The organism is Microbacterium sp. LWH11-1.2 (assembly GCF_038397745.1).
Lineage (GTDB): Bacteria > Actinomycetota > Actinomycetes > Actinomycetales > Microbacteriaceae > Microbacterium.
Genome location: NZ_CP151636.1, coordinates 2,111,968 through 2,130,917, shown reverse-complemented (window position 1 = coordinate 2,130,917; position 18,950 = coordinate 2,111,968). Strand labels below are relative to the sequence as shown.

The 18,950-nt window shown below is 69.4% G+C and carries 22 protein-coding genes and 1 tRNA gene; 5 read left to right on the top strand and 18 right to left on the bottom strand.

What is annotated here, in order from left to right; translation table 11 throughout:
- Nucleotides 1–34: 34 nt before the first annotated feature.
- The 3 genes from rplL to MRBLWH11_RS10265 all read right to left on the bottom strand — a co-directional run bounded on the left by rplL (nt 35) and on the right by MRBLWH11_RS10265 (nt 2,971).
- On the bottom strand, nt 35–418 hold the full coding sequence (gene rplL, locus MRBLWH11_RS10275) for a 50S ribosomal protein L7/L12 (RefSeq protein ID WP_116635741.1): 384 nt from the start codon (nt 416–418) through the stop codon (nt 35–37).
- Nucleotides 419–465: 47 nt separating this feature from the next.
- A complete protein-coding gene (rplJ, locus tag MRBLWH11_RS10270; RefSeq protein WP_116635740.1) occupies nt 466–954 on the bottom strand; it encodes a 50S ribosomal protein L10 in 489 nt (162 codons plus the stop codon).
- Between the two features lie 226 nt (nt 955–1,180).
- On the bottom strand, nt 1,181–2,971 hold the full coding sequence (locus MRBLWH11_RS10265; protein WP_341944805.1) for a glycoside hydrolase family 15 protein: 1,791 nt from the start codon (nt 2,969–2,971) through the stop codon (nt 1,181–1,183).
- Between the two features lie 46 nt (nt 2,972–3,017).
- On the opposite strand from MRBLWH11_RS10265, the gene MRBLWH11_RS10260 reads away from it, so the two are divergent.
- The gene (locus MRBLWH11_RS10260; RefSeq protein WP_341944804.1) at nt 3,018–4,379 is read left to right on the top strand and encodes a glucose-6-phosphate dehydrogenase; all 1,362 of its coding nucleotides are present in this window, start codon (nt 3,018–3,020) and stop codon (nt 4,377–4,379) included.
- A 73-nt stretch (nt 4,380–4,452) separates the two neighbouring features.
- Entirely contained in the window at nt 4,453–5,133 is a 681-nt protein-coding gene (locus MRBLWH11_RS10255) for a YqaJ viral recombinase family protein (RefSeq protein WP_116635737.1), read from the top strand.
- Nucleotides 5,134–5,138: 5 nt separating this feature from the next.
- Here MRBLWH11_RS10255 and MRBLWH11_RS10250 read toward each other — a convergent pair whose 3' ends face one another.
- From MRBLWH11_RS10250 to MRBLWH11_RS10225, 6 genes are all read right to left on the bottom strand, one after another.
- Nucleotides 5,139–5,714: a hypothetical protein gene (locus MRBLWH11_RS10250; RefSeq protein WP_341944803.1), complete on the bottom strand. Its 576-nt coding sequence runs from the start codon at nt 5,712–5,714 to the stop codon at nt 5,139–5,141.
- Nucleotides 5,711–6,346 (bottom strand): hypothetical protein, encoded by a 636-nt coding sequence (locus MRBLWH11_RS10245; protein ID WP_341944802.1) that lies wholly within the window; start codon nt 6,344–6,346, stop codon nt 5,711–5,713. Before MRBLWH11_RS10245 ends, MRBLWH11_RS10250 begins: the two co-directional genes overlap by 4 nt.
- Nucleotides 6,343–6,960 (bottom strand): signal peptidase I, encoded by a 618-nt coding sequence (locus MRBLWH11_RS10240; RefSeq protein WP_341944801.1) that lies wholly within the window; start codon nt 6,958–6,960, stop codon nt 6,343–6,345. The genes MRBLWH11_RS10245 and MRBLWH11_RS10240 overlap by 4 nt, the downstream gene beginning before the upstream one ends.
- A 33-nt stretch (nt 6,961–6,993) precedes the next feature.
- The gene (locus tag MRBLWH11_RS10235; RefSeq protein ID WP_341944800.1) at nt 6,994–7,617 is read right to left on the bottom strand and encodes a SipW-dependent-type signal peptide-containing protein; all 624 of its coding nucleotides are present in this window, start codon (nt 7,615–7,617) and stop codon (nt 6,994–6,996) included.
- A 7-nt stretch (nt 7,618–7,624) separates the two neighbouring features.
- Entirely contained in the window at nt 7,625–8,260 is a 636-nt protein-coding gene (locus MRBLWH11_RS10230; protein WP_341944798.1) for a SipW-dependent-type signal peptide-containing protein, read from the bottom strand.
- Between the two features lie 188 nt (nt 8,261–8,448).
- Nucleotides 8,449–9,327 carry a LysR family transcriptional regulator ArgP gene (locus MRBLWH11_RS10225; RefSeq protein ID WP_341944797.1) on the bottom strand — a complete coding sequence of 293 codons (879 nt, stop codon included), beginning with the start codon at nt 9,325–9,327 and terminating at the stop codon, nt 8,449–8,451.
- A 71-nt stretch (nt 9,328–9,398) separates the two neighbouring features.
- Here MRBLWH11_RS10225 and MRBLWH11_RS10220 point away from each other — a divergent pair, with 71 nt between their 5' ends.
- On the top strand, nt 9,399–10,067 hold the full coding sequence (locus MRBLWH11_RS10220; RefSeq protein ID WP_341944796.1) for a LysE/ArgO family amino acid transporter: 669 nt from the start codon (nt 9,399–9,401) through the stop codon (nt 10,065–10,067).
- Between the two features lie 10 nt (nt 10,068–10,077).
- Here MRBLWH11_RS10220 and MRBLWH11_RS10215 read toward each other — a convergent pair whose 3' ends face one another.
- From MRBLWH11_RS10215 to MRBLWH11_RS10190, 6 genes are all read right to left on the bottom strand, one after another.
- Entirely contained in the window at nt 10,078–10,890 is an 813-nt protein-coding gene (locus MRBLWH11_RS10215) for an amino acid ABC transporter ATP-binding protein (RefSeq protein WP_341944795.1), read from the bottom strand.
- Complete coding sequence (locus MRBLWH11_RS10210; protein WP_116635730.1) at nt 10,877–11,548, bottom strand: amino acid ABC transporter permease; 672 nt, start codon at nt 11,546–11,548, stop codon at nt 10,877–10,879. The genes MRBLWH11_RS10215 and MRBLWH11_RS10210 overlap by 14 nt, the downstream gene beginning before the upstream one ends.
- A gap of 3 nt (nt 11,549–11,551) precedes the next feature.
- The gene (locus MRBLWH11_RS10205; RefSeq protein ID WP_341944794.1) at nt 11,552–12,373 is read right to left on the bottom strand and encodes an amino acid ABC transporter substrate-binding protein; all 822 of its coding nucleotides are present in this window, start codon (nt 12,371–12,373) and stop codon (nt 11,552–11,554) included.
- Nucleotides 12,374–12,545: 172 nt separating this feature from the next.
- Nucleotides 12,546–13,232, bottom strand: a complete 687-nt coding sequence (gene rplA, locus MRBLWH11_RS10200) for a 50S ribosomal protein L1 (protein WP_116635728.1) — start codon at nt 13,230–13,232, stop codon at nt 12,546–12,548.
- A gap of 11 nt (nt 13,233–13,243) precedes the next feature.
- The gene (gene rplK, locus MRBLWH11_RS10195) at nt 13,244–13,675 is read right to left on the bottom strand and encodes a 50S ribosomal protein L11 (protein ID WP_116635727.1); all 432 of its coding nucleotides are present in this window, start codon (nt 13,673–13,675) and stop codon (nt 13,244–13,246) included.
- Nucleotides 13,676–13,888: 213 nt separating this feature from the next.
- On the bottom strand, nt 13,889–14,896 hold the full coding sequence (locus tag MRBLWH11_RS10190) for a WYL domain-containing protein (RefSeq protein ID WP_341944793.1): 1,008 nt from the start codon (nt 14,894–14,896) through the stop codon (nt 13,889–13,891).
- An 87-nt stretch (nt 14,897–14,983) separates the two neighbouring features.
- Between MRBLWH11_RS10190 and MRBLWH11_RS10185 the strand changes: the two genes are divergently transcribed.
- A complete protein-coding gene (locus MRBLWH11_RS10185; protein WP_341944792.1) occupies nt 14,984–15,379 on the top strand; it encodes a VOC family protein in 396 nt (131 codons plus the stop codon).
- 82 nt (nt 15,380–15,461) lie between these two features.
- Here the strand turns inward: MRBLWH11_RS10185 and nusG are convergent, their stop codons facing one another.
- From nusG to MRBLWH11_RS10170, 3 genes are all read right to left on the bottom strand, one after another.
- The gene (gene nusG / locus MRBLWH11_RS10180) at nt 15,462–16,487 is read right to left on the bottom strand and encodes a transcription termination/antitermination protein NusG (protein WP_341944790.1); all 1,026 of its coding nucleotides are present in this window, start codon (nt 16,485–16,487) and stop codon (nt 15,462–15,464) included.
- A gap of 42 nt (nt 16,488–16,529) precedes the next feature.
- A complete protein-coding gene (secE, locus tag MRBLWH11_RS10175; protein ID WP_116635724.1) occupies nt 16,530–16,802 on the bottom strand; it encodes a preprotein translocase subunit SecE in 273 nt (90 codons plus the stop codon).
- Nucleotides 16,803–16,842: 40 nt separating this feature from the next.
- Nucleotides 16,843–16,915: transfer RNA gene (locus MRBLWH11_RS10170), tRNA-Trp, on the bottom strand.
- A gap of 171 nt (nt 16,916–17,086) precedes the next feature.
- On the opposite strand from MRBLWH11_RS10170, the gene MRBLWH11_RS10165 reads away from it, so the two are divergent.
- Nucleotides 17,087–18,931, top strand: coding sequence for an HSP90 family protein (locus MRBLWH11_RS10165; RefSeq protein ID WP_116635723.1), 1,845 nt, complete (start codon nt 17,087–17,089; stop codon nt 18,929–18,931).
- Nucleotides 18,932–18,950: the final 19 nt, after the last annotated feature.

Genomic DNA, 18,950 nt, shown 5'->3' with positions numbered 1-18,950 from the left:
CCGGGGCCTTCGATGAAGCGTGGAGACGCGGTGATTACTTGAGGGTAACCGTGGCGCCTGCCTCTTCGAGAGCAGCCTTGGCCTTCTCGGCGGCTTCCTTGTTCGCGCCCTCGAGCACGGCCTTGGGAGCACCGTCGACGACGGCCTTGGCCTCGCCGAGACCCAGCGAGGTGAGCTCGCGGACCGTCTTGATGACCTGGATCTTCTTGTCGCCGGCAGCCTCGAGGATGACGTCGAACGAGTCCTTCTCCTCCTCGGCCTCGGCAGCGCCACCCGCGCCCGCAGCGCCGGCAACGGCGACGGGTGCAGCAGCGGTGACCTCGAACTTCTCCTCGAACGCCTTCACGAAGTCGTTGAGCTCGACGAGGGTCAGGCCAGCGAACTGCTCGAGCAGCTCCTCAGTGGAAAGCTTCGCCATGATGTATCTCCTAATAGATGGGGTTTGTGAAAAAGATCGCCGGACGCTTACGCGGCCTCAGCGGTCTCCAGCTTTTCGCGAAGCGCGTCGATGGTGGCGGCAGCCTTGCCCATCGTCGCCTTCATCATGCCCGCAGCCTTCGCCAGCAGAACCTCACGGCTCTCCAGCGCGGCGTACTTGTTGACCTCGTCGGCGGAGAGGGCGTTGCCCTCGAAGACGCCGGACTTGATCACGAGAAGCGGGTTGGCCTTGGCGAAGTCACGCAGAGCCTTGGCGGTGGCGACGAAGTCACCGTGCACGAAAGCGACAGCCGACGGACCCTTGAGGTCGTCGTCCAGCGCAGTGATCCCGGCCTTGTTGGCAGCGATCTTGGTCAGCGTGTTCTTCACCACGGCGTACTCGGCGTCCTGACGGATGCTGTTGCGCAGCTCCTTGAGCTGGGCAACCGTCAGACCGCGGTACTCGGTCAGCAGGACGGCGTTCGAGTTCTCGAATGACTTCGTGAGCTCGGCGACCGATGCATCCTTCTGCGCCATGGTCACTCCTTGGTGTGTACGTGGCGCCGCACGGTGGTGGGGCGCCGGCCTCGGACCCCCTGCAAAAGAAAGAAGCTCCGGCGCAAGCGCACGGAGCTTCGAGAAGTTCGTGTCCTGCGCGGGCCCCTGCTGAGCAGAGCTTCGATCGCCTCGCGTTCGCACGCACGACGATGACCAGCGGTCTTCGGTTACGACAAGGCTACCTCACCGGCCGCCGTCCCCCAAATCAGCGGCGATCGGCCGCACGTCCGCGATGTCCGGCCAGGGCGTCGGCGGCGCGGATGAGGCTGAGGTGCGAGAGCGCCTGCGGCGTGTTCCCGGCCTGGCGCGCGTTCGTCACGTCGTACTCCTCCGAGAGGAGTCCGAGGTCGTTCGTCATCGTGAGCAGACGCTCCATCAGCGCACCCGCCTCGTCGATGCGCCCGGTCGCGGCGTACTGCTCGACGAGCCAGAAGCTGCAGGCGAGGAACGGATGCTCCCCGCCGGCGAGGCCGTCGACTCCGGACTCCGTGCGGTAGCGCAGCAGCAGCCCGTCCTCGAGCAGGGTGCGCTCGATCTGCTCCACGGTCCGCAGCATCCGCGGGTCGTCGGGCGCGCAGTATCCGACCTGCGGGAGCACCAGGAGCGAGGCGTCGACCTCGGCCGAGTCGTAGTGCTGCACGAAGTGGCCGTCGGCATGCACCCCGCGACGGTCGATCTCGCGTCGCAGATCGTCGCGGGTCCGCTCCCACCGGTCCGCGTCGCCGGAGAGGCCGTGCTCCCGCACGGCGCGGACGCCCCTGTCCACGGCCGCCCACATCATGACGCGCGAGTGGGTGAACCACCGTGGTTCGCCGCGGATCTCCCAGATTCCGTTGTCCGGACGATCGAGCGACGCGATCACGTGCTCGATGAGCGCCCGCTGCAGCGGCCAGGAGAAGTCTCCCTCGCCGAGTCCGGCGATCCTCGCCGCTTCCAGGGCGACCAGCACCTCGCCGACGACGTCACCCTGGTACTGATCGACGGCGCCGTTCCCGATGCGCACAGGGGCCGCGCCGTCGTAGCCGGGAAGACTCGGCATCTCGCGTTCCATCAGGTCGCGCTCCCCCGCGATCCCGTACATGATCTGCACCTCGGCCGGCTCGCCGGCGACCGCGCGGAGCAGCCAGCGCCGCCAGTCGTGCGCCTCGTCGAGGAATCCGTGGGCGATGAGCGCCTCCAGCGTCAGCGCGGCATCCCTCAGCCAGACGAAGCGGTAGTCCCAGTTGCGCGAGCCGCCGAACTGCTCGGGAAGCGAGGTCGTGGCCGCGGCGACGATGCCGCCGGTGTCCCTGTTCGTCAGCGCGCGGAGGACCAGCAGCGATCGGACGACCTCCGCGCGATACGGACCGTCGTGCTCGATGCCGCTCGCCCATCCCTGCCACCAGGCGCGGGTGCCGGCGATCGCGTCCTCGACGTCGAGCGGTCGGGGCGGATGCTCGTGCGAGGGGAACCAGCTGAGCACCAGGTCCCGGTGCTCCCCCGCGCCGAGCGTCACCGTCCCTCGGTGCACGTGATCCTCGGCGACGAGCTGCAGACCCCGCACGATCACGGCATCCGGCCCCGCGGTCGCGCGGAGTGCCGGCTCCTCGCGCGTTCCGACCTGGCGCACCCAGGGCAGCCGCCGGGAGTAGTCGAAGTGCAGCCGCAACTCGGTGGCGAACTCGACCTGCCCGGAGATGCCGACGATCCGTCGCACGACATCCGTGCGCGTCGGGTGGAGCGGTAGGAACTCCTGCACCTCCGCGACGCCGCTCGCCGTCTCCCAGCGGGTGACGAGGAGGAACGTGTCGGAGATGTAGTGCCGATGCGGCACGGCCGTGTCGTCGGTGGGACGGAGGCTCCAGCGTCCGTTGCCCGGCTCCCCGAGGAGCGCTCCGAACAGCGACGGCGCATCGAAGCGGGGAAGGCAGAGCCAGTCGATGCTCCCGTCGCGGGAGACCAGCGCGCCGGTGCGGCAGTCGCTGAGAAGGGCGTAATCCTCGATCGGAGCAGGCATCGCCCGAGTCTGACATGGCCGGCTGTGGAGCGGTTACGGTGGGACCATGACCGATGCGACGACGCTGGTGATCTTCGGGGCCGGTGGCGATCTCGCCTCCCGCCTCCTGCTGCCCGCCCTCGGGCAGCTGCTCGTCCGCGAGCCCTCCCGCGTGGTCCATCTCATCGGCGCCGACCGGGAGGACTGGACGGATGCCGACCTCGAGGACGTCGTCCGGAAGTCGTTCGCGACGATGGACGCCGAGGATGCGGCATCCCGCGTCGACGTGACGTATCGCAAGACCGACATCACGCAGCCCGACGACCTGCGCGCACTGCTGAAGGAGTGCTCGGGCCAGGTCGCCCTCTACTTCGCCGTGCCGCCGTCGATCGCCGCGGCATCCGTGGCGGCGATGACGCCCGACATGCTGCCGGCCGGAGCGATGCTGGTGATGGAGAAGCCCTTCGGCACCGATGAGGCCGGCGCCCGCGCACTGAACCGCACGCTGACGGCGCTCGTGCCGGAGAGTCAGGTGTTCCGGGTCGACCATTTCCTCGGCCGGTCGACGACACTGAACCTGCTGGGCGCTCGCTTCGCCAACCGCATCCTCGAACCGCTCTGGTCCGCCGAGAGCATCGAATCGGTGAGCATCGTCTACGACGAGCGGCTCGCACTGGAAGGCCGCGCCGGGTACTACGACTCCGCCGGCGCCCTGGTCGACATGATCCAGAGCCACCTGCTGCAGGTCCTCGCCGTGCTCGCCATGGAGGAGCCCGCCACGCTCGACGAGGTCGACTTCCGCGAGGCGACCGGGGCGGTGCTGCGGGCGACCTTCGTCTGGGACGACGATCCCGTGGCCACGACGCGCCGCGCCCGCTACACGGCAGGAAGCGTCGACGGCGTGGACAAGCCCTCGTACGTCGACGAGCCCGGAGTGGACCCGGCCAGGGAGACCGAGACGCTCGCCGAGGCGACCTTCGAGGTGCGCAACTCCCGCTGGGCCGGCGTGCCGTTCCGGCTCCGCTCGGGCAAGGCGCTCGGCGAGCCCGCGACCGAGATCGTGGTGCGGTTCCGGCCGGTGCGGCACGTGCCCGCCGGTCTCACCGGAACGGCCGACGGCGCGATCCTGCGCTTCTCCCTCGGTCCCGACCGCATGTCTCTCGAGCTGAATCTCAACGCGGCGGAGGATCCCTTCGAGCTGGAGCGGGCGACGCTCTCGGCGGAGCTCGGCGAGGGCGCCCTCAAGGCCTACGCCGAGGTGCTGTCCGGCGTCCTCGACGGCGATCCCCTGCTGGCCGTCCGCGGAGACGCGGCCGAGCAGTGCTGGCGCATCGTCGCTCCGATCCTGCAGGCGTGGCGCGATGGCGACGTGCCGCTCGAGGAGTACGGCGCCGGCTCCTCCGGTCCCGCCTCCTGGCCCTCGCACTGACGCAATCCCGCCGAGCGACCGCGGTGCGGCGTGTACGGACCGCAGCGTCGGCGGACGGGGTTAGGGTCGAGGAGTGAACCCCGAACTCGCCGCACGCATCGTCGCGGACTCGCGCGACAGGGTGGCGTGGATGCGAGCACGGTCCCGCGGCATCACCGCGACCGACGTCGCCGGGCTCACCAGCGAGAAGTCGATCTCGCGCGCCGCCGACGCCAAGCTCGGGGGCGGTCCCCGCTTCGGCGGCAACGCCTACACCGACCACGGGCGCCGTCGCGAGCCCGAGATCGCCGCCTGGGTAGCAGCGACCCACGGCATCCTCCCCTCCTCGGCGCTGTTCCGCGCCGAGGTCGAGCACCGGCACCTGGCCACGCCGGACGGCATCGCCGTCGACGCCGCCGGGCGGGTGAAGCTCGCCGAGATCAAGACGACCAACAAGCCGTGGAGCGGCATCCCTCGAACCTACCTGCGCCAGGTGTGGTGGCAGCAGCACGTGCTGGGCGCGGAGCGCACGCTGTTCGTCTGGGAGCAGCACGAGGACTTCTCGCCCATCCACGATGAGCCCCGCTGCGTCTGGATCGATCGGGACGACCGCGAGATCGCGAAGCTCATCGGACTCGCGACCGACCTGATCGACGAGCTCTACCGACGCACCACCGGACAGCAGCCGCCGACCCGCATCGCGGATGCCGCGGCCAGCCGCCGCGAGCAGCTGCGCGAGCGCGACGCGTTCCGCGCCCTGGCACTGGCGGACTGACACCCCTAGACGGTCGTGAACGTGCAGGTGGTCGCGCCGCCGGCGAGGATCGACGCGTACGTGACCGTGATCTTCACCTTCTGCGGCGAGCGCCAGGTGATCCCCCCGGGTGTCACCCAGGATGTGCCGAAGTAGACGACGTACGAGCCTCCCCCGAGCAGGAAGCCGAGACCGCCCAGGAGCCCGTCCAGCACACCCTTGCTCACGGATGTCGTGTACACGCCACCGGCGGCCGTTCCGGGAGCGACTGTGCTCCCTCCCGTCCCGTCAGCGGCTCCCGTGAGAAACACGTTGAGGGCGGACGTCGCCGGATAGTCTCCGACGGTCGTCGGCCACCTCCATTTGATCGTCAGGGCCGTGCCGCCCAGGAGGGTGCTCAGCGGATTCGGACAGGTCAGTCCCCCTGGCAGCGGCTCCACGACGGGCGGGAGCAGTTTGAGAGCGGTGACCGTCGACGACGCGTACTCGCTGTCGGTGAACTGCGCGGCCGTCATCTCCGCCGAGGGCAGGATCGCGAGCCCGGCCAGGACGGAGAGGCCTGCGACTCCGGCCAGCATCCGTCGCCTTCCGCGCGACATCATGCGCCGTCCCTCGCGTCGCGCCGGGCGCGTCGGCGGATGATCACGAGGACAGCGCCCCCCAGGATCAGCAGCGTGCCTCCCGCCCAGGCCCAGGGCGCGAGCGGTGCGGGTCCCGTCGTCGCAAGGCCACCGTCGGGTCCGACGACCGCGGACTCTCCCGCCCCTTGCGCGTGCACGCGGATGTCGGTGCTGCCCTCGACATCCGCCGGATCGAGCGTGATCGCGAGCCGGAGATACGCGATCTCCGTGTCGGTGATCTCGGTGAGCCCGACCTGCGCACCGTCGCGGGGAATGCTCCAGTCGGTCCTCAGAACGGTCGCGCCTCCCGGGCAGCCTCCGGCACGCCAGGCGGTCGCGCAGAGGGAGACGTCGAGCAGCAGCGTCGCCGATCCGGTCGCGCTCACGCCGATCCGGACGATGCCGGGGTCGGGCGCATCCGCGCTCACCTCGACGTCCCACTGCACCGGGACACCAGGCAGCAGACTCGAGGCGGCGTCCCAGTCCGCGACCGACACGAGACGGAGAACGTCGCCCTGGATCACCTGGGTGGTCGGAGCCGCCCATGCCGCCGTCGGCGCCAGGAGCACCGCCGCGGCGATCGCGCCGAGAACGGCGAGGAGCCTCTTCCTCATATGACGCCCCCCGCTCGGCGGCGTCGCGATCCTCCGCCCGAACGCGGCCAGAACGCCCAGACGACGAGGGCGGTGGCGGCGAGGGTGAGTCCGCCCAACACGATAGGGCTGCCCATACCCGCGACCAGCAGCGCGATACCGGGGACCGAGAACAGGACGATCCGCACCGAGGTCACGGTGTACGGGAACGGGTCCTCGGAGGCGTTCGCATCGCCGCGCATCGTGATGACGCGCTCCTGCGCGCTCGCCCCCGGCTCGATCGAGGTCACGCGGTGCGTCACGGGGAGCTCACCGGGGCGGTCGACGGTCACGACGTCGCCGATCTCGATCTCGCCGGCCGGGATGCGCTGCACGATCGAGACGGAGCCGGCCGGGATGGTCGGCGACATCGAGCCGGTGCGGAACATGATCAGGGTGATCTGCGCAGTGAACGCGAGAACGACGAGCACGATGCAGATCACGCCGCCGGCGGCCGCGATCCACAGCAGCAGATCGCCGATGGCCCGGCCCGGCCCGCGACGAGACGGCCGTCCCACCGGGGAGAGGGCGGGCGCGGGCGCGCCGGACGCGGCGGGCTGCTCGCGCAGACTCCGTCGCGTCTCCGACGTCGTCATCTCGTCCTCCATCCGTCTGCGGCCGTAGACCCGCTACGGGGCCGACGAGGTGCCGAGCACCTGCCACGTCTGCGACATCGTCAGCGACTGCGCCGCGTTCGGCGCCGTGAGCGGCAGCGTGACGGCGACGCAGTAGTTGATCTGGTTGCCGCCGTTCGCCGACACCGTCTGCGTCGTCGTTCCGTTCGCGGTCAAGGCGGAGCCGTCGGCGACCAGCGCGGTGCCCAGCGGGTAGGTCGTCGAATTGCAGGCGGTGCCGTTGATCGTCCGGACGCCGTACGTCAGATAGGTCGCGAGCCCGGTGCCGCCCGGGGTGCCCGCCGACCACTGCAGGGTCCCCGCGATCGACGGATTCGCGGTCTTCACGCTGTACAGCGCATAGGTGGTCGTCCCCGGAGCCATGGCCGTCGGCGCCGCGACGAAGGTCAGCGCGGCCGCCGTGCCGGTGGTGGCATGACTGGCGAACGTGGTGCCCTCGGCGGCACCGACGATGTCGAACTTGCCGGCGGTGAAAGTCGCGGTGGCGTACTCCGAGTCGTTCCACGCCGCGAGTGTCATCGTCGCGCCGACGCCCAGCACCAGCCCTCCCGCCAGGACAGCACGGATACGGCGGGAGCGGAGTCGCTTCGCCTCCCGCACGTCTCTGCGGGTGTCCATCAGGTGCTCAGTCCGTCGAGGTCGCCGTGAACTCCCACGTCGCCGTGGTCTCGAGACCCTGTTCGAGGCTCGCGTCCGCGGTCACGGCGAAGCACAGCTGCACGGCGGTTCCCGCCACAGCGGCCGTCGCTCCTTCGAGAAGCGGCACGGTCGTGACGCCGGCCTGGGCATCGAGCGTCGCGCCGGTCGCGATCGGGGTGCCCACCGCGGATGCCGCGTTGCAGGTGGCCCCGGGGGCGAGGGCGTAGATCGCGTAGCCGAGGTGGTCGGTGTTCGACGTCGCCGCCGGATCGGCCGTGGTCCCGGCGGCGACGAGGTCGGCTCCGGTGGTCGTTCCTGCGGCGAGGCGCACCCAGAACCCGGCATACACCGCGTCGCCGGGGGACATGTTGTCGACGATGTCCGCCGGGAGGTCGAAGGCGAGCGTGGCGGCGGTGTCTCCGTCGTCGACGTTGTGGTCGCTGTAGTTCGCATCGACGTCACCGGCTGTGGATCCCTCGAGGTTGAAGGATCCGGCGGTGAAGGTGCCGGTCGCGAACTCGGAATCGTTCCAGGCGGCGAGCGTCACCGCGACGCCGACACCGAGCACGAGTCCGCCCGCGAGCACCGCGAGCACTTTCCGCTGATTCTGCTTCTTGACCATGTTCGTCCCCCTCAGGATTCGGTCGATGGCGTGAACCACCGGCCCCTCCTCCGAGACCTACGGTTCCGCCGGTTTCAGTCTTTCAGCCAAATCCCAGGTGACAAGCCGTTTCCGTGCAGGAAGAACGCACATCGCGCGCAGAAGGGTCTTCCGCGGCTCACCGCTCTCGGCGCCGAGCGCCGATCGGATCACGCCTGCAGCACGCGTCTCGCCTCATCGGCGACCTCGGCCGCGATGGTGTCGAGGAGGTCGGAGCGCAGGTTCCACTGCTGCCAGTAGAGCTTCACCCGCAGCGACGGGCCGCCGAGGCTCACCAGCCCCGGCGCCTCCTGCAGCCGAGGGAGCATGCCCCACCCCAGGCCGAGCCGCACGGCCAGCGCGTAGTCGTGCGACGCCGGGACGTACTGCCGGGGCACCCCCTGATGCGACACGCCCTGTGCGCGCAGCCACTCGTGCTGCAGCGTGTCGCGCCGGTCGAAGTCGACGAACGGGGCGTCCGCCAGGGCTGCGCGGTCAACGCCGTCGGCGAACCAGCGCTCCGCGAATGCGGGCGCGGCCACGGCTCGGTACTCGATCATGCCCAGCGGTGCGACCGAGCATCCCGCGACGGGGTTCTCCTCGCTCGTGACCGCCGCCATGACGGTGCCGGACTCGAGCAGCCGCGCCGTGAAGTTCTGATCGTCCCGGTGCAGGTCGAAGTCGATGTCGTGTCGTGCGGACAGCCGGGCGAGCGGAGCCAGGAACCAGGTCGCCATCGAGTCGGCGTTCACCGCGAGCGGGATGCTGGTGCGCCGGGCACCGGCTCCGTCGTCGATGCCCACGCCGGCGAGCGCATCGTGCTCGAGCAGGGCGACCTGTCTCGCCAGCCGCACGACCGCCTCCCCCGCCTCGGTCAGCGTCGCGGGCTTCGTCCGGACGACGAGGATGCGGCCGAGCTGCTGTTCCAGAGCCTTCAGGCGCTGACTGACAGCCGACGGGGTGATGCGCAGGCGCCGCGAGGCCGCGTCGAGCGTGCCCTCGTCGGCCACGGCGGCGACGGTGGCGGCGAGTTCGGGATCGATCTTCACATTAGCCAGGCTAATGGTTCGGAAGGAATCATCGCTGGTGCTGTTGAGTGACGAAACCTAGTCTGAGACACATGCTCCCCGTGCTCGCCGGCCTCGGTCTCGGCCTCTCCCTCATCGTCGCCATCGGCGCGCAGAACGTCTTCGTCCTGCGGCAGGGCATCCGCCGCGAGCACGTGCTGGCCGTGGTCGTGATCTGCGCGGTGTCCGATGCCGTGCTCATCATCGCCGGCGTCGCGGGCCTCGGCTTCGTCGTCTCGGCGGCCCCGTGGCTCGTGGTGGTCGCACGGTGGGCCGGTGCGCTCTTCCTGCTCACGTACGGCGTGCTGGCCGCCCGGCGCGCGTGGAAGGGCGGCGAGGCGGGCCTCGAGTCGGGCGGGACGGATGCCGCGCCGCCCACGGCATCCGCTGCGGGCGGTGGCGCGACCGCGACGCTCACGCGCACCCGTCTCGCGCCCGTGATCCTCACCGTGCTCGCTCTGACGTGGCTCAATCCGCACGTGTATCTCGACACCGTCCTCATGCTCGGCTCGATCGCCGCCACGCACGGCGAGGACCGATGGCTGTTCGCCGCGGGTGCCGTCGCGGCCAGCATCCTGTGGTTCACCGCGCTGGGATTCGGCGCCCGCTACGTCGGCCGCTGGCTGCGCACGCCGCTCTCGTGGCGCATCCTCGACGCGGCGATCGCCGTGGTGATGATCGTCATCGCCGTCAGCCTCGTGCTGCCGGTCCTCGGGGGCTGAGACTTCGCTCTCAGGCGCCGTCGAGCGGGCGCATGATGCGCGTCAGGAACCTCTGCGTGCGCTCGTGCTGCGGAGCGCTGAACAACCGATCCGGCGCCCCCTGCTCGACGACGACCCCGCCGTCCATGAACAGCACGTGGTCCGCCGCCTCACGGGCGAAGCTCAGCTCGTGGGTGACCACGGCCATGGTCCAGCCCTCGTCGGCGAGCTCCTTGATCACGACGAGCACGTCGCCGACGAGCTCGGGGTCGAGAGCACTGGTCGGCTCGTCGAACAGCAGCAGATCCGGCTTCAGCGCGAGCGCGCGGACGATGCCGACCCGCTGCTGCTGCCCGCCGGAGAGCTGATGCGGTCGCGCGTCCGCCTTGTCGCTCAGACCGACCCGGTCGAGCAGCACCCGCGCTTCGGCGACCACCTCGTCCTTCGGCCGGCCCTGCACACGCCAGGGTCCTTCGATGACGTTCTGCAGCACGGTGAAGTGCGGGAACAGGTTGTGGTGCTGGAACACCATCGCCGAGCGGTCGCGCAGAGCGAGGCGCTGCTGCTTCGCGATGCGCGCGGGTACTCCCGACGCCGCGAAGTCGATGTCCGGCCCTCCGTCGACCTCGATGGTGCCGGCATCCGGCGTCTCGAGGCCGTTCAGCGCCCGCAGCACGGTGGTCTTGCCGGAGCCGCTCGGCCCGATCAGCACCAGCACCTCACCGCGGTGCAGCGTCAGGTCGATGCCGCGGAGCACCTCGTTGTCGCCGAAGCTCTTGCGGAGGCCTCGGGCGGTGAGCAGCGGCGCTGCCGCGGGCGGGAGAGCGGGGTCAGTGAGCGACACGGCTGTCGAGCCTCCTCTCCAGTGCGCTCTGGCCGGCGGAGAGCACCAGGCAGAACACCCAGTAGACCAGTGCCGCCGTCAGATACAGGATCATGAACTCGTAGGTGGTGGACGCGATCTGCTGCGCCACCTTGAACAGCTCCGTCACCAGGATCAGCGACGTCAGCGACGTGTCCTTCACGAGTGAGATGAACGTGTTGGACAGCGGCGGAACCGACACCCGTGCCGCCTGCGGCAGGATGACGCGCGTGAGCGTGCGGGTGCGGTTCATGCCGACGGTGTACGCCGCCTCCCACTGCCCCTGGGGCACCGAGAGGATGGCCGCGCGCACCACCTCCGCCCCGTAGCCGCCCACGTTGAGCGAGAGCGCGATGATCGCGCTCGGCCACGGGTCGATCGTGATGCCGATCGAGGGCATGCCGTAGAAGATCACGAACAGCTGCACGAGCAGCGGCGTTCCGCGGATGACCGAGATGTAGAACCGGGCGATCCCCGACAGGACCGGGTTGACCGAGATGCGCATCAGCGCGATGCCGACCGCGATCACGAGGCCCAGGGCGAACGACGCCAGGGCGAGCGGGACCGTCGCCGTCAGCCCCGCCAGAGCGATGGGGCCGAGCGAGTCGAGGAACAGCTGCCAGGGCGAGGTCGGTTCCATGGGTTACTGCGTGACGTCTTCGCCGAAGTACTTCTCGCTGATCTCCGCGAGCGTGCCGTCGGCGCGCAGCTCGTCGAGCGCGGCGTCCACGGCCTCGACCAGGCTCTTCTTGTCCTTCGTGAAGACGAAGGCCTGCTCGCCGGCCTCGTCGGTCTCGGCGGCGATCTTCAGACCCGAGGGGCTGTTGGTCGTCTCGTAGTCGAGGAAGGTGAGCTTGTCGTTGATCGTCGCATCCACGCGTCCCTGACGCAGCAGCTCGACGGCCTGGGCCCAGCCCTCGACGCCCTCGACCTTCGCGCCGGACTCGGTGGCGAGGTCGTTCCAGTTGCTGGTGAGCGACTGCGCGGTGGTCTTCCCGTCGAGGTCGGCGAACGACGAGATCGAGTCGTCATCCTCGTTCACGACGATCACGCCGGGCGAGACGGTGTACGCCTCGCTGAAGAGGTACTTCGCGGTGCGCTCGTCGTTGTTCGTGACCTGGTTCGCGATGACGTCGAAGCGACCGGCGTCGAGGCCCGCGAAGATCGCGTCCCACTGCGTCTCCTCGAACGCGACCTCGAGGTCGAGCTTGTCGGCCACGGCCTGGATGATCTCGACGTCGTATCCGGTCAGCGCACCGGCGCCGTTGTCGTCGTGGAAGCTGAACGGGCGGTACGTGCCCTCGGTCGCGACGGTCAGTGTGCCGTCCTTCACGAGACCGAAGTCGGATGCCGAGCCGCTGTCACCGCTCGCGCTCGACTCCTCCGGTGCGCTCGAGCCGCTGCACGCGGTGAGCGCGGCGGCGGTGAGAACGAGTGCCGTGACGGCGATGAGGCGACGAGACATGGGACCCTCCTGGGGTGCGGTGTGCGCGCGTGCTGTGGCGCGGGGACGGAACCCATCCACAGTACGCGCCCGTGCGAGCCGGTGCCGCATCCGATGACGTCGGGTTTCGGTCGGCGAACGCAGGAATGCCCCCGCCGAAGGCGGGGGCATTCCTCTGTGACGGGTCGAAGCGTCAGATGGCGTTGACGTCCAGCGGGATGCCGGGGCCGAACGTGGTCGACACCGCACCCTTCTGGATGTAGCGGCCCTTCGAGCTCGACGGCTTGAGGCGCACGATCTCCTCGAGCGCTGCGTCGATGTTCTCGTTCAGCTGCTCGGCGGTGAAGGAGGCCTTGCCGACGACGAAGTGCACGTTGGCGTGCTTGTCGACGCGGAACTCGATCTTTCCGCCCTTGATCTCCTCGACGGCCTTGGCCGTGTTCGGGGTGACGGTGCCGGTCTTCGGGTTCGGCATCAGGCCACGCGGACCCAGGACCTTACCGAGACGACCGACCTGACCCATGAGCTCCGGGGTCGAGACCGCGGCGTCGAAGTTGGTCCAGCCGTCGGCGACCTTCTGGATGAGCTCGGCGCCACCGACCTCGTCGGCGCCTGCGGCGATCGCGGCCTCAGCGGCCGGACCCGTCGCGAACACGATGACGCGGGCGGTCTTGCCGGTGCCGTGGGGCAGGATGACGGTGCCGCGCACCATCTGGTCGGCCTTGCGGGGGTCGACGGCGAGCTTCAGCGCGACCTCGACGGTCGAGTCGAACTTCGCGGAGCCGGTCTCCTTCGCGAGGGCGACTGCCTCGGAGGGGGTGTAGAAGCGGTCTGCCTCGATCTTCTCGGCAGCAGCGTTGTAAGCCTTGGACTTAGCCATGATTATTCTCCTCAGCCCTCGACCGTGATGCCCATGGAACGGGCGGTGCCGGCGATGATCTTGGCGGCGGCCTCGATGTCGTTGGCGTTCAGGTCGGCCTGCTTGGTCTCTGCGATCTGACGGACCTGGTCCTTGGTGATCTTCGCGACCTTGACCGTGTGCGGGGTCGACGACCCCTTCTGCACGCCGGCGGCCTTCTTGATGAGCTCCGCAGCCGGCGGGGTCTTCAGGATGAACGTGAAGCTGCGGTCCTCGTAGACGGTGATCTCGACGGGGATGACGTTGCCGCGCTGCGACTCGGTCGCGGCGTTGTACGCCTTGCAGAACTCCATGATGTTGACGCCATGCTGACCGAGCGCGGGGCCGATCGGCGGCGCCGGGTTGGCTGCACCGGCGTTGATCTGAAGCTTGATCAGGCCGGTCACCTTCTTCTTCGGTGCCATTCTCTTTCCTTTCATCGAACCGGATGCCATCGGCATCCGTTTCTCCCACGGACCCGGCATCTCCGGGTCGTGGTCGTCTGCACGCCCTTCGACAAGCTCAGGGACCCAACCGGGTATCGCACAAACCACACAAGTCTACCCGATCAGCGGAGCCGCCGTGTTCGGCATCCGGCGGCCGCGGATGCCGGATCAGAAACGCATCGGAGCGAGCGGCTAGAGAGTCGTTTCTGATCCATCCTGCGCCGATGGGGCTCCGTAGAGGGCCGCCATCCGCTCGCCGAGGTCACGGAGGGCGCTGCGCACGGACTGCGGCTCCACCACCTCGGCGACCCCGGTCCAGCCCGCGAGCTGCTCGGCCAGCGCGTCGACACGGTGGGCGCTGACCTCCATCCGCACGCGACCTGCGTCGTCGACCGGTTCGTCGAGCATCCGCGCCTGCACCCCGAACCGGTCGCTGAGAGCCTTCACCGCCCACGGCGCGACATGCACGACCGCGCGGACAGCCCCGCGGAACGTTTCGACCCGCTCGACCATCTCGGCCCAGGCGAGCGCCCCGTCGAACTCGACAGGGGCAGTCCCGCGCACCCCCAGCAGGCGCAGCCCGAGGATCCGATCCGCCCGATACGTCCGCAGCCGCCCGGCGTCCGCGGCATCCGTCCCCTCGACGACCGGCGCGGCGATGAGGTACCAGCGCGGGCCCCTGCTGCCGACCATCAGCGGCACGACCTCCGCCTCGCTCGGACCGGACGAGCCGTCGTACTGCAGCGCGACCTGCACGGAGCCGGCGATCGCCCGCTGCAGCTCCGCCACGACCGGGGGAGGCGAGTCGTCTTCGGTGACGCCCCAGGGTGCATCGCGCACCGTCGAGACCGCGACGCGCTGCGCGCCCTCCCGGAACGGCTCGGGAACCGCGCGGACGAGCTTCCGCATCGCCGCGATCCGCTCCGGCGTCGCCGCGCCGCTCTGCGTGAGCGCCACCAGCAGCGAGTTCACCTCGCCCTGAGTGAGCCCGGTGAGGTCGGTGCGTGCGCCCCCGATCAGTCGCCAGCCTCCGCCTCTCCCCCGCGTCGGGTAGATCGGGACGCCCGACATCGCGAGCGCCTCCAGGTCCCGCCGCGCTGTCGGCACCGACACCTCGAGTTCGGCGGCGAGCTCGGATGCCGTCACCTGCGGCCGCCCCTGGAGGAACAGGAGGGCCTGGATGAGACGGTCGGCGCGCATCTCCGAACTCTTTTCTGAAGTGATCATTCGGTGATCACTTCACCCGGAAGCATAGAAGAAACAGCCCCACCGATGAAGGAGGACAACATGTTCCGTGGACTCGCCAATCTCAACCTCGTCGCCGAGGACATGACGGCAGCCGTCGCCTGGTACGCCGAGGTCTTCGGCACTCCCCCGTACTTCGTCCGCCCCGAGCAGGGCCCCGTGCAGTACGCGGAGTGGCGCTTCGGCGACGACGAAGACGAATTCGCTCTCATGGACGCGCGATTCCGTCCGGCGCTCGCACAGCCGGGCGGCGCGCTGATGAGCATCCACGTCGACGACGTCCGGTCGAGCGTCGACCGGCTCATCGAGCTCGGCGCGACGGTCTTCGATCCGGTGACCCAGCGCGGAGAGGGCTGGTGGTCGGCATCCGTCAGCGATCCCTTCGGCAACCTGCTCGGCCTGATCCAGAGCCCGCACTGGGCGGCCCAGCACGCCTGACCGCCGGCAGACGCGAGAACGGCCGCCCCCGACAGGGGACGGCCGTTCTCGTACGCTTCGACTGGTTCAGCGACCCAGAGGGTCAGACCATCTTGGTGACCTGGTCGAACGACAGCTCGACCGGGGTCTCGCGCTCGAAGAGCGAGACGAGGACCGTGAGCTTGCCGCTCTCGGGCTTGATCTCGCTGATCGAACCGGGAAGACCCGCGAACGAGCCCTCCTTGATCGTGATGGTCTCGCCGACCTCGAAGTCGACCTCGGCCGGCAGCGGACGAGCGACGGCGACGCCGCCCTTCGACGCGATGTTCTTGGCCGTGGGGACGTCCTTGACCTCGACGAGGGACTTCAGCATGTTGAAGGCCTCTTCGAAGCGCAGCGGCGTCGGGTTGTGGGCGTTGCCCACGAAGCCGGTGACGCCCGGCGTGTGACGGACGACCGACCAGGTGTCTTCGGTGAGCTCCATGCGCACCAGCACGTAGCCGGGGATGCGCACGCGGGTGACCATCTTGCGCTGGCCGTTCTTGATCTCGACGACGTCCTCCATCGGGACCTCGATCTGGTAGATCTCGTCCTCGACCTCGAGCGTCGACTTGCGCTGCTCGATGTTCGCCTTCACCTTGCGCTCGAAGCCGGCGTAGGAGTGGATGACGTACCACTTGCCGGGGAGCATGCGCAGGTCCAGACGGAAGGCCTCGTAGGGGTCCTCCTCGGCGTCGTCGTCCTCGTCGTCCTCGGACGGACGGTCGTCTTCGCCGTTCACGTCGGGGCCGTCGTAGGGGGTGACCTCGTCGGCCGCCGCCGCTTCCTGCTCTGCGGTCTCCTCTGCGACGGAATCGTTGAGCACCTCGGCAGCAGCCTCGGTCTCCGCCGTCTCGTCCAAGTTCAGAGCGTCGTTCACGATCGCGTCCGCCTCCGGGTCGTCGATGTCGATGTCGATGTCTTCCGTGCTGTCCTCGTCTTCGTCCTCGACGTGGACGGCGACGTGCTCGGCCGAGGTGACCGAGAGCTCCTCCGCGGCGAGGACGTTGCCCTCCTGGGCCTCGTCCTCCTCGCTGGACTGCTCTGCGGCGGTCGCCCAGTCGGCGTCGTCGGAATATCGTTCAGACACGTTGCTTCTTCTCCATAGCTGCGGCGCGAGCCGCGGGCGTCATCAGTCGGGGATTCCGAAAACCCAGTGCGTCACGTACGCGAACAGAGTGTCCAAGCCGTAGACGATGCCCATGACGATCAGAACGAAGACGAGCACCACACCGGTGAACTTGAACAGCTCCTTGCGAGTCGGTGTGACGACCTTGCGCAGTTCGGAGATGACCTGACGGATGAACAGGGCGATTCCCCCGAAGAACCGGGAGAAGGGGTTGCCCTTCTTCTCACGGGTGGCGCCGGCCGCGACCAGCTCGCCGCGCGGTTCGTCCTGATCCATCCTGAATGTACCTTTCGTGTGTCAGCGTTGCGCTGACGCGCAGGGCGGACAGGAATCGAACCTGCAACCTGCGGTTTTGGAGACCGCTGCTCTGCCAATTGAGCTACCGCCCTAGAGGCCTGGAGGCCTCGGGGTGTTCTCCCCACTCTGCCACCGAACTGTGATCGGGAGATCCCAGGCACGGCGAAAGAATGCAGACAACAACTGCTCACCCAGCATACGGCATCCTCCGAGGGAAGCCGAACCGAGGAGAGCCCGGTGTTGTTGTTAGGCTCGGCGAGCGGATGCAGTGGGAGGGAGCGCCGGTGAGCGCTGATGTGCAGCAGTTCCAGGTGGACCTGCGCGGAGTCGTCGACCTGCTCAGCAGGCACATCTACTCCAGTCCTCGCGTGTATCTGCGCGAACTCCTGCAGAACGCCCGCGACGCCATCACGGCGCGTCGCGAGGTGGACGGCGGGGGCGGCCGTATCCGGATCACGCCCCTCACAGCCGAGACCGGCGAGTTCGTCCTGCGCGACGACGGCGTCGGGCTGACGGCGTCCGAGGTCGCCGATCTCCTCGCCACCGTCGGTCGGAGCTCCAAGCGCGACATCTTCGACCTGCCCCGCAGCGACTACCTCGGCCAGTTCGGGATCGGACTGCTCAGCTGCTTCATGGTCGCCGACACGATCGTGATCCGCTCCCGGAGCGCCAGAGGCGGCGCCTCGGTCGAGTGGACCGGCAGCGCCGACGGCACCTTCCAGGTCGCCGAGATCGACGAGGAGCTCCCCATCGGCACCAGCGTGCATCTCGTGCCGCGCTTCGACGCCGACGAGCTTCTGCGCCCCGCGGCCGTGCACGAGCTGGCCACGACCTTCGGCGAGTTCCTCCCTGTGCGGGTGACCGTCGACGCGGCCGGCGGGGACGTCGACATCACCCGGGATGCGCCGTTCCTCGACCCGGCGGACGACCTCGAGGCCGCCGCCGTCTACGGGCGCGACCTCCTCGGCGCCGCCCCGCTGGACGTGATCGAGCTCGCCGAGCCCGCGACCGGAACCCGCGGCCTCGCCTACGTGCTCCCCTACGCTCCCCCGCCCGGCGCGCGCCAGGCGACCCGGATGTATCTCGGCCGGATGCTGCTCTCCGAGCGCGTGGACGACGTGCTCCCGGACTGGGCGTTCTTCGTACGCGCGGTCGTCGACTCCACCGGGCTCGCCCCCACCGCGAGCCGGGAGTCGCTGGTCGAGGATGCGGCACTGGAGCGGGTCCGCGAGCAGCTCGGCGCCGGCATCCGCCGCTGGGTGCTGGAGCTCGGCCTGCGCGAGCCGCACCGTCTCGCGCAGTTCGTCGCCGTGCACGAGGTCGGCCTCAAATCGCTCGTCCGCCACGACGAGGAGCTCGCGCGTTTCATCACGCGCTGGCTGACGGTGGAGACCACGCACGGCACGATGCGCATCGGCGATCTCGTCGAGCGGTACCCGCACATCCGCTATGCGCAGAGCGTCGACGAGTTCCGCCAGGTGGCCGGGATCTCCCCCGCCGACGAGGTGCTCGTCAACGGCGGCTACCTGTACGACGCCGACCTGATCCGGATGCTGCCCGAGCTGCACCCGCACGTCTCGGTCGAGCAGGTCGACGTCACGGGCGAGCTCGACCGATTGGACCCCCCGCCTCTCGACGACCGCGATGCCGCCGTAGCCCTCGAAGCCCGAGCGGGCGCCGTGCTCGCGGCATCCGACTGCTCGGTCGTCGTCCGCTCGATCGACCGACCCGAGCTCGCGGCGCTCTACGTCGCCGACCCCGAGGTGCTGAGGGCGATCGACCGCGGACGCACCAAGGGCGTGACCGGGGCGCTCTGGGGCGGCGTGCTCGACCGCATCGACCGGACGCTCTCGACGGCGCGCGAGGACGACCTCCGTGCGCGGCTCTGCCTGAACTGGTCGAACCGCGTCGTCCGCGCCCTCGTCCGCGTGCAGGACGAGGCGGTGTTCGGCCGGACCGTCCAGCTCCTCTACATCCAGGCGCTGCTGGCGGGTCATCATCCGCTCGGCGACGCCGACCGCGCGTTGATGACCAGCGCGCTCTCCGACCTCGTCTCGCTCTCGGCCGGTCTGGAAGGGGACTCGATCCCCTTCGGCGACGCCCACTGACATCTCCACCGAAAGGGCA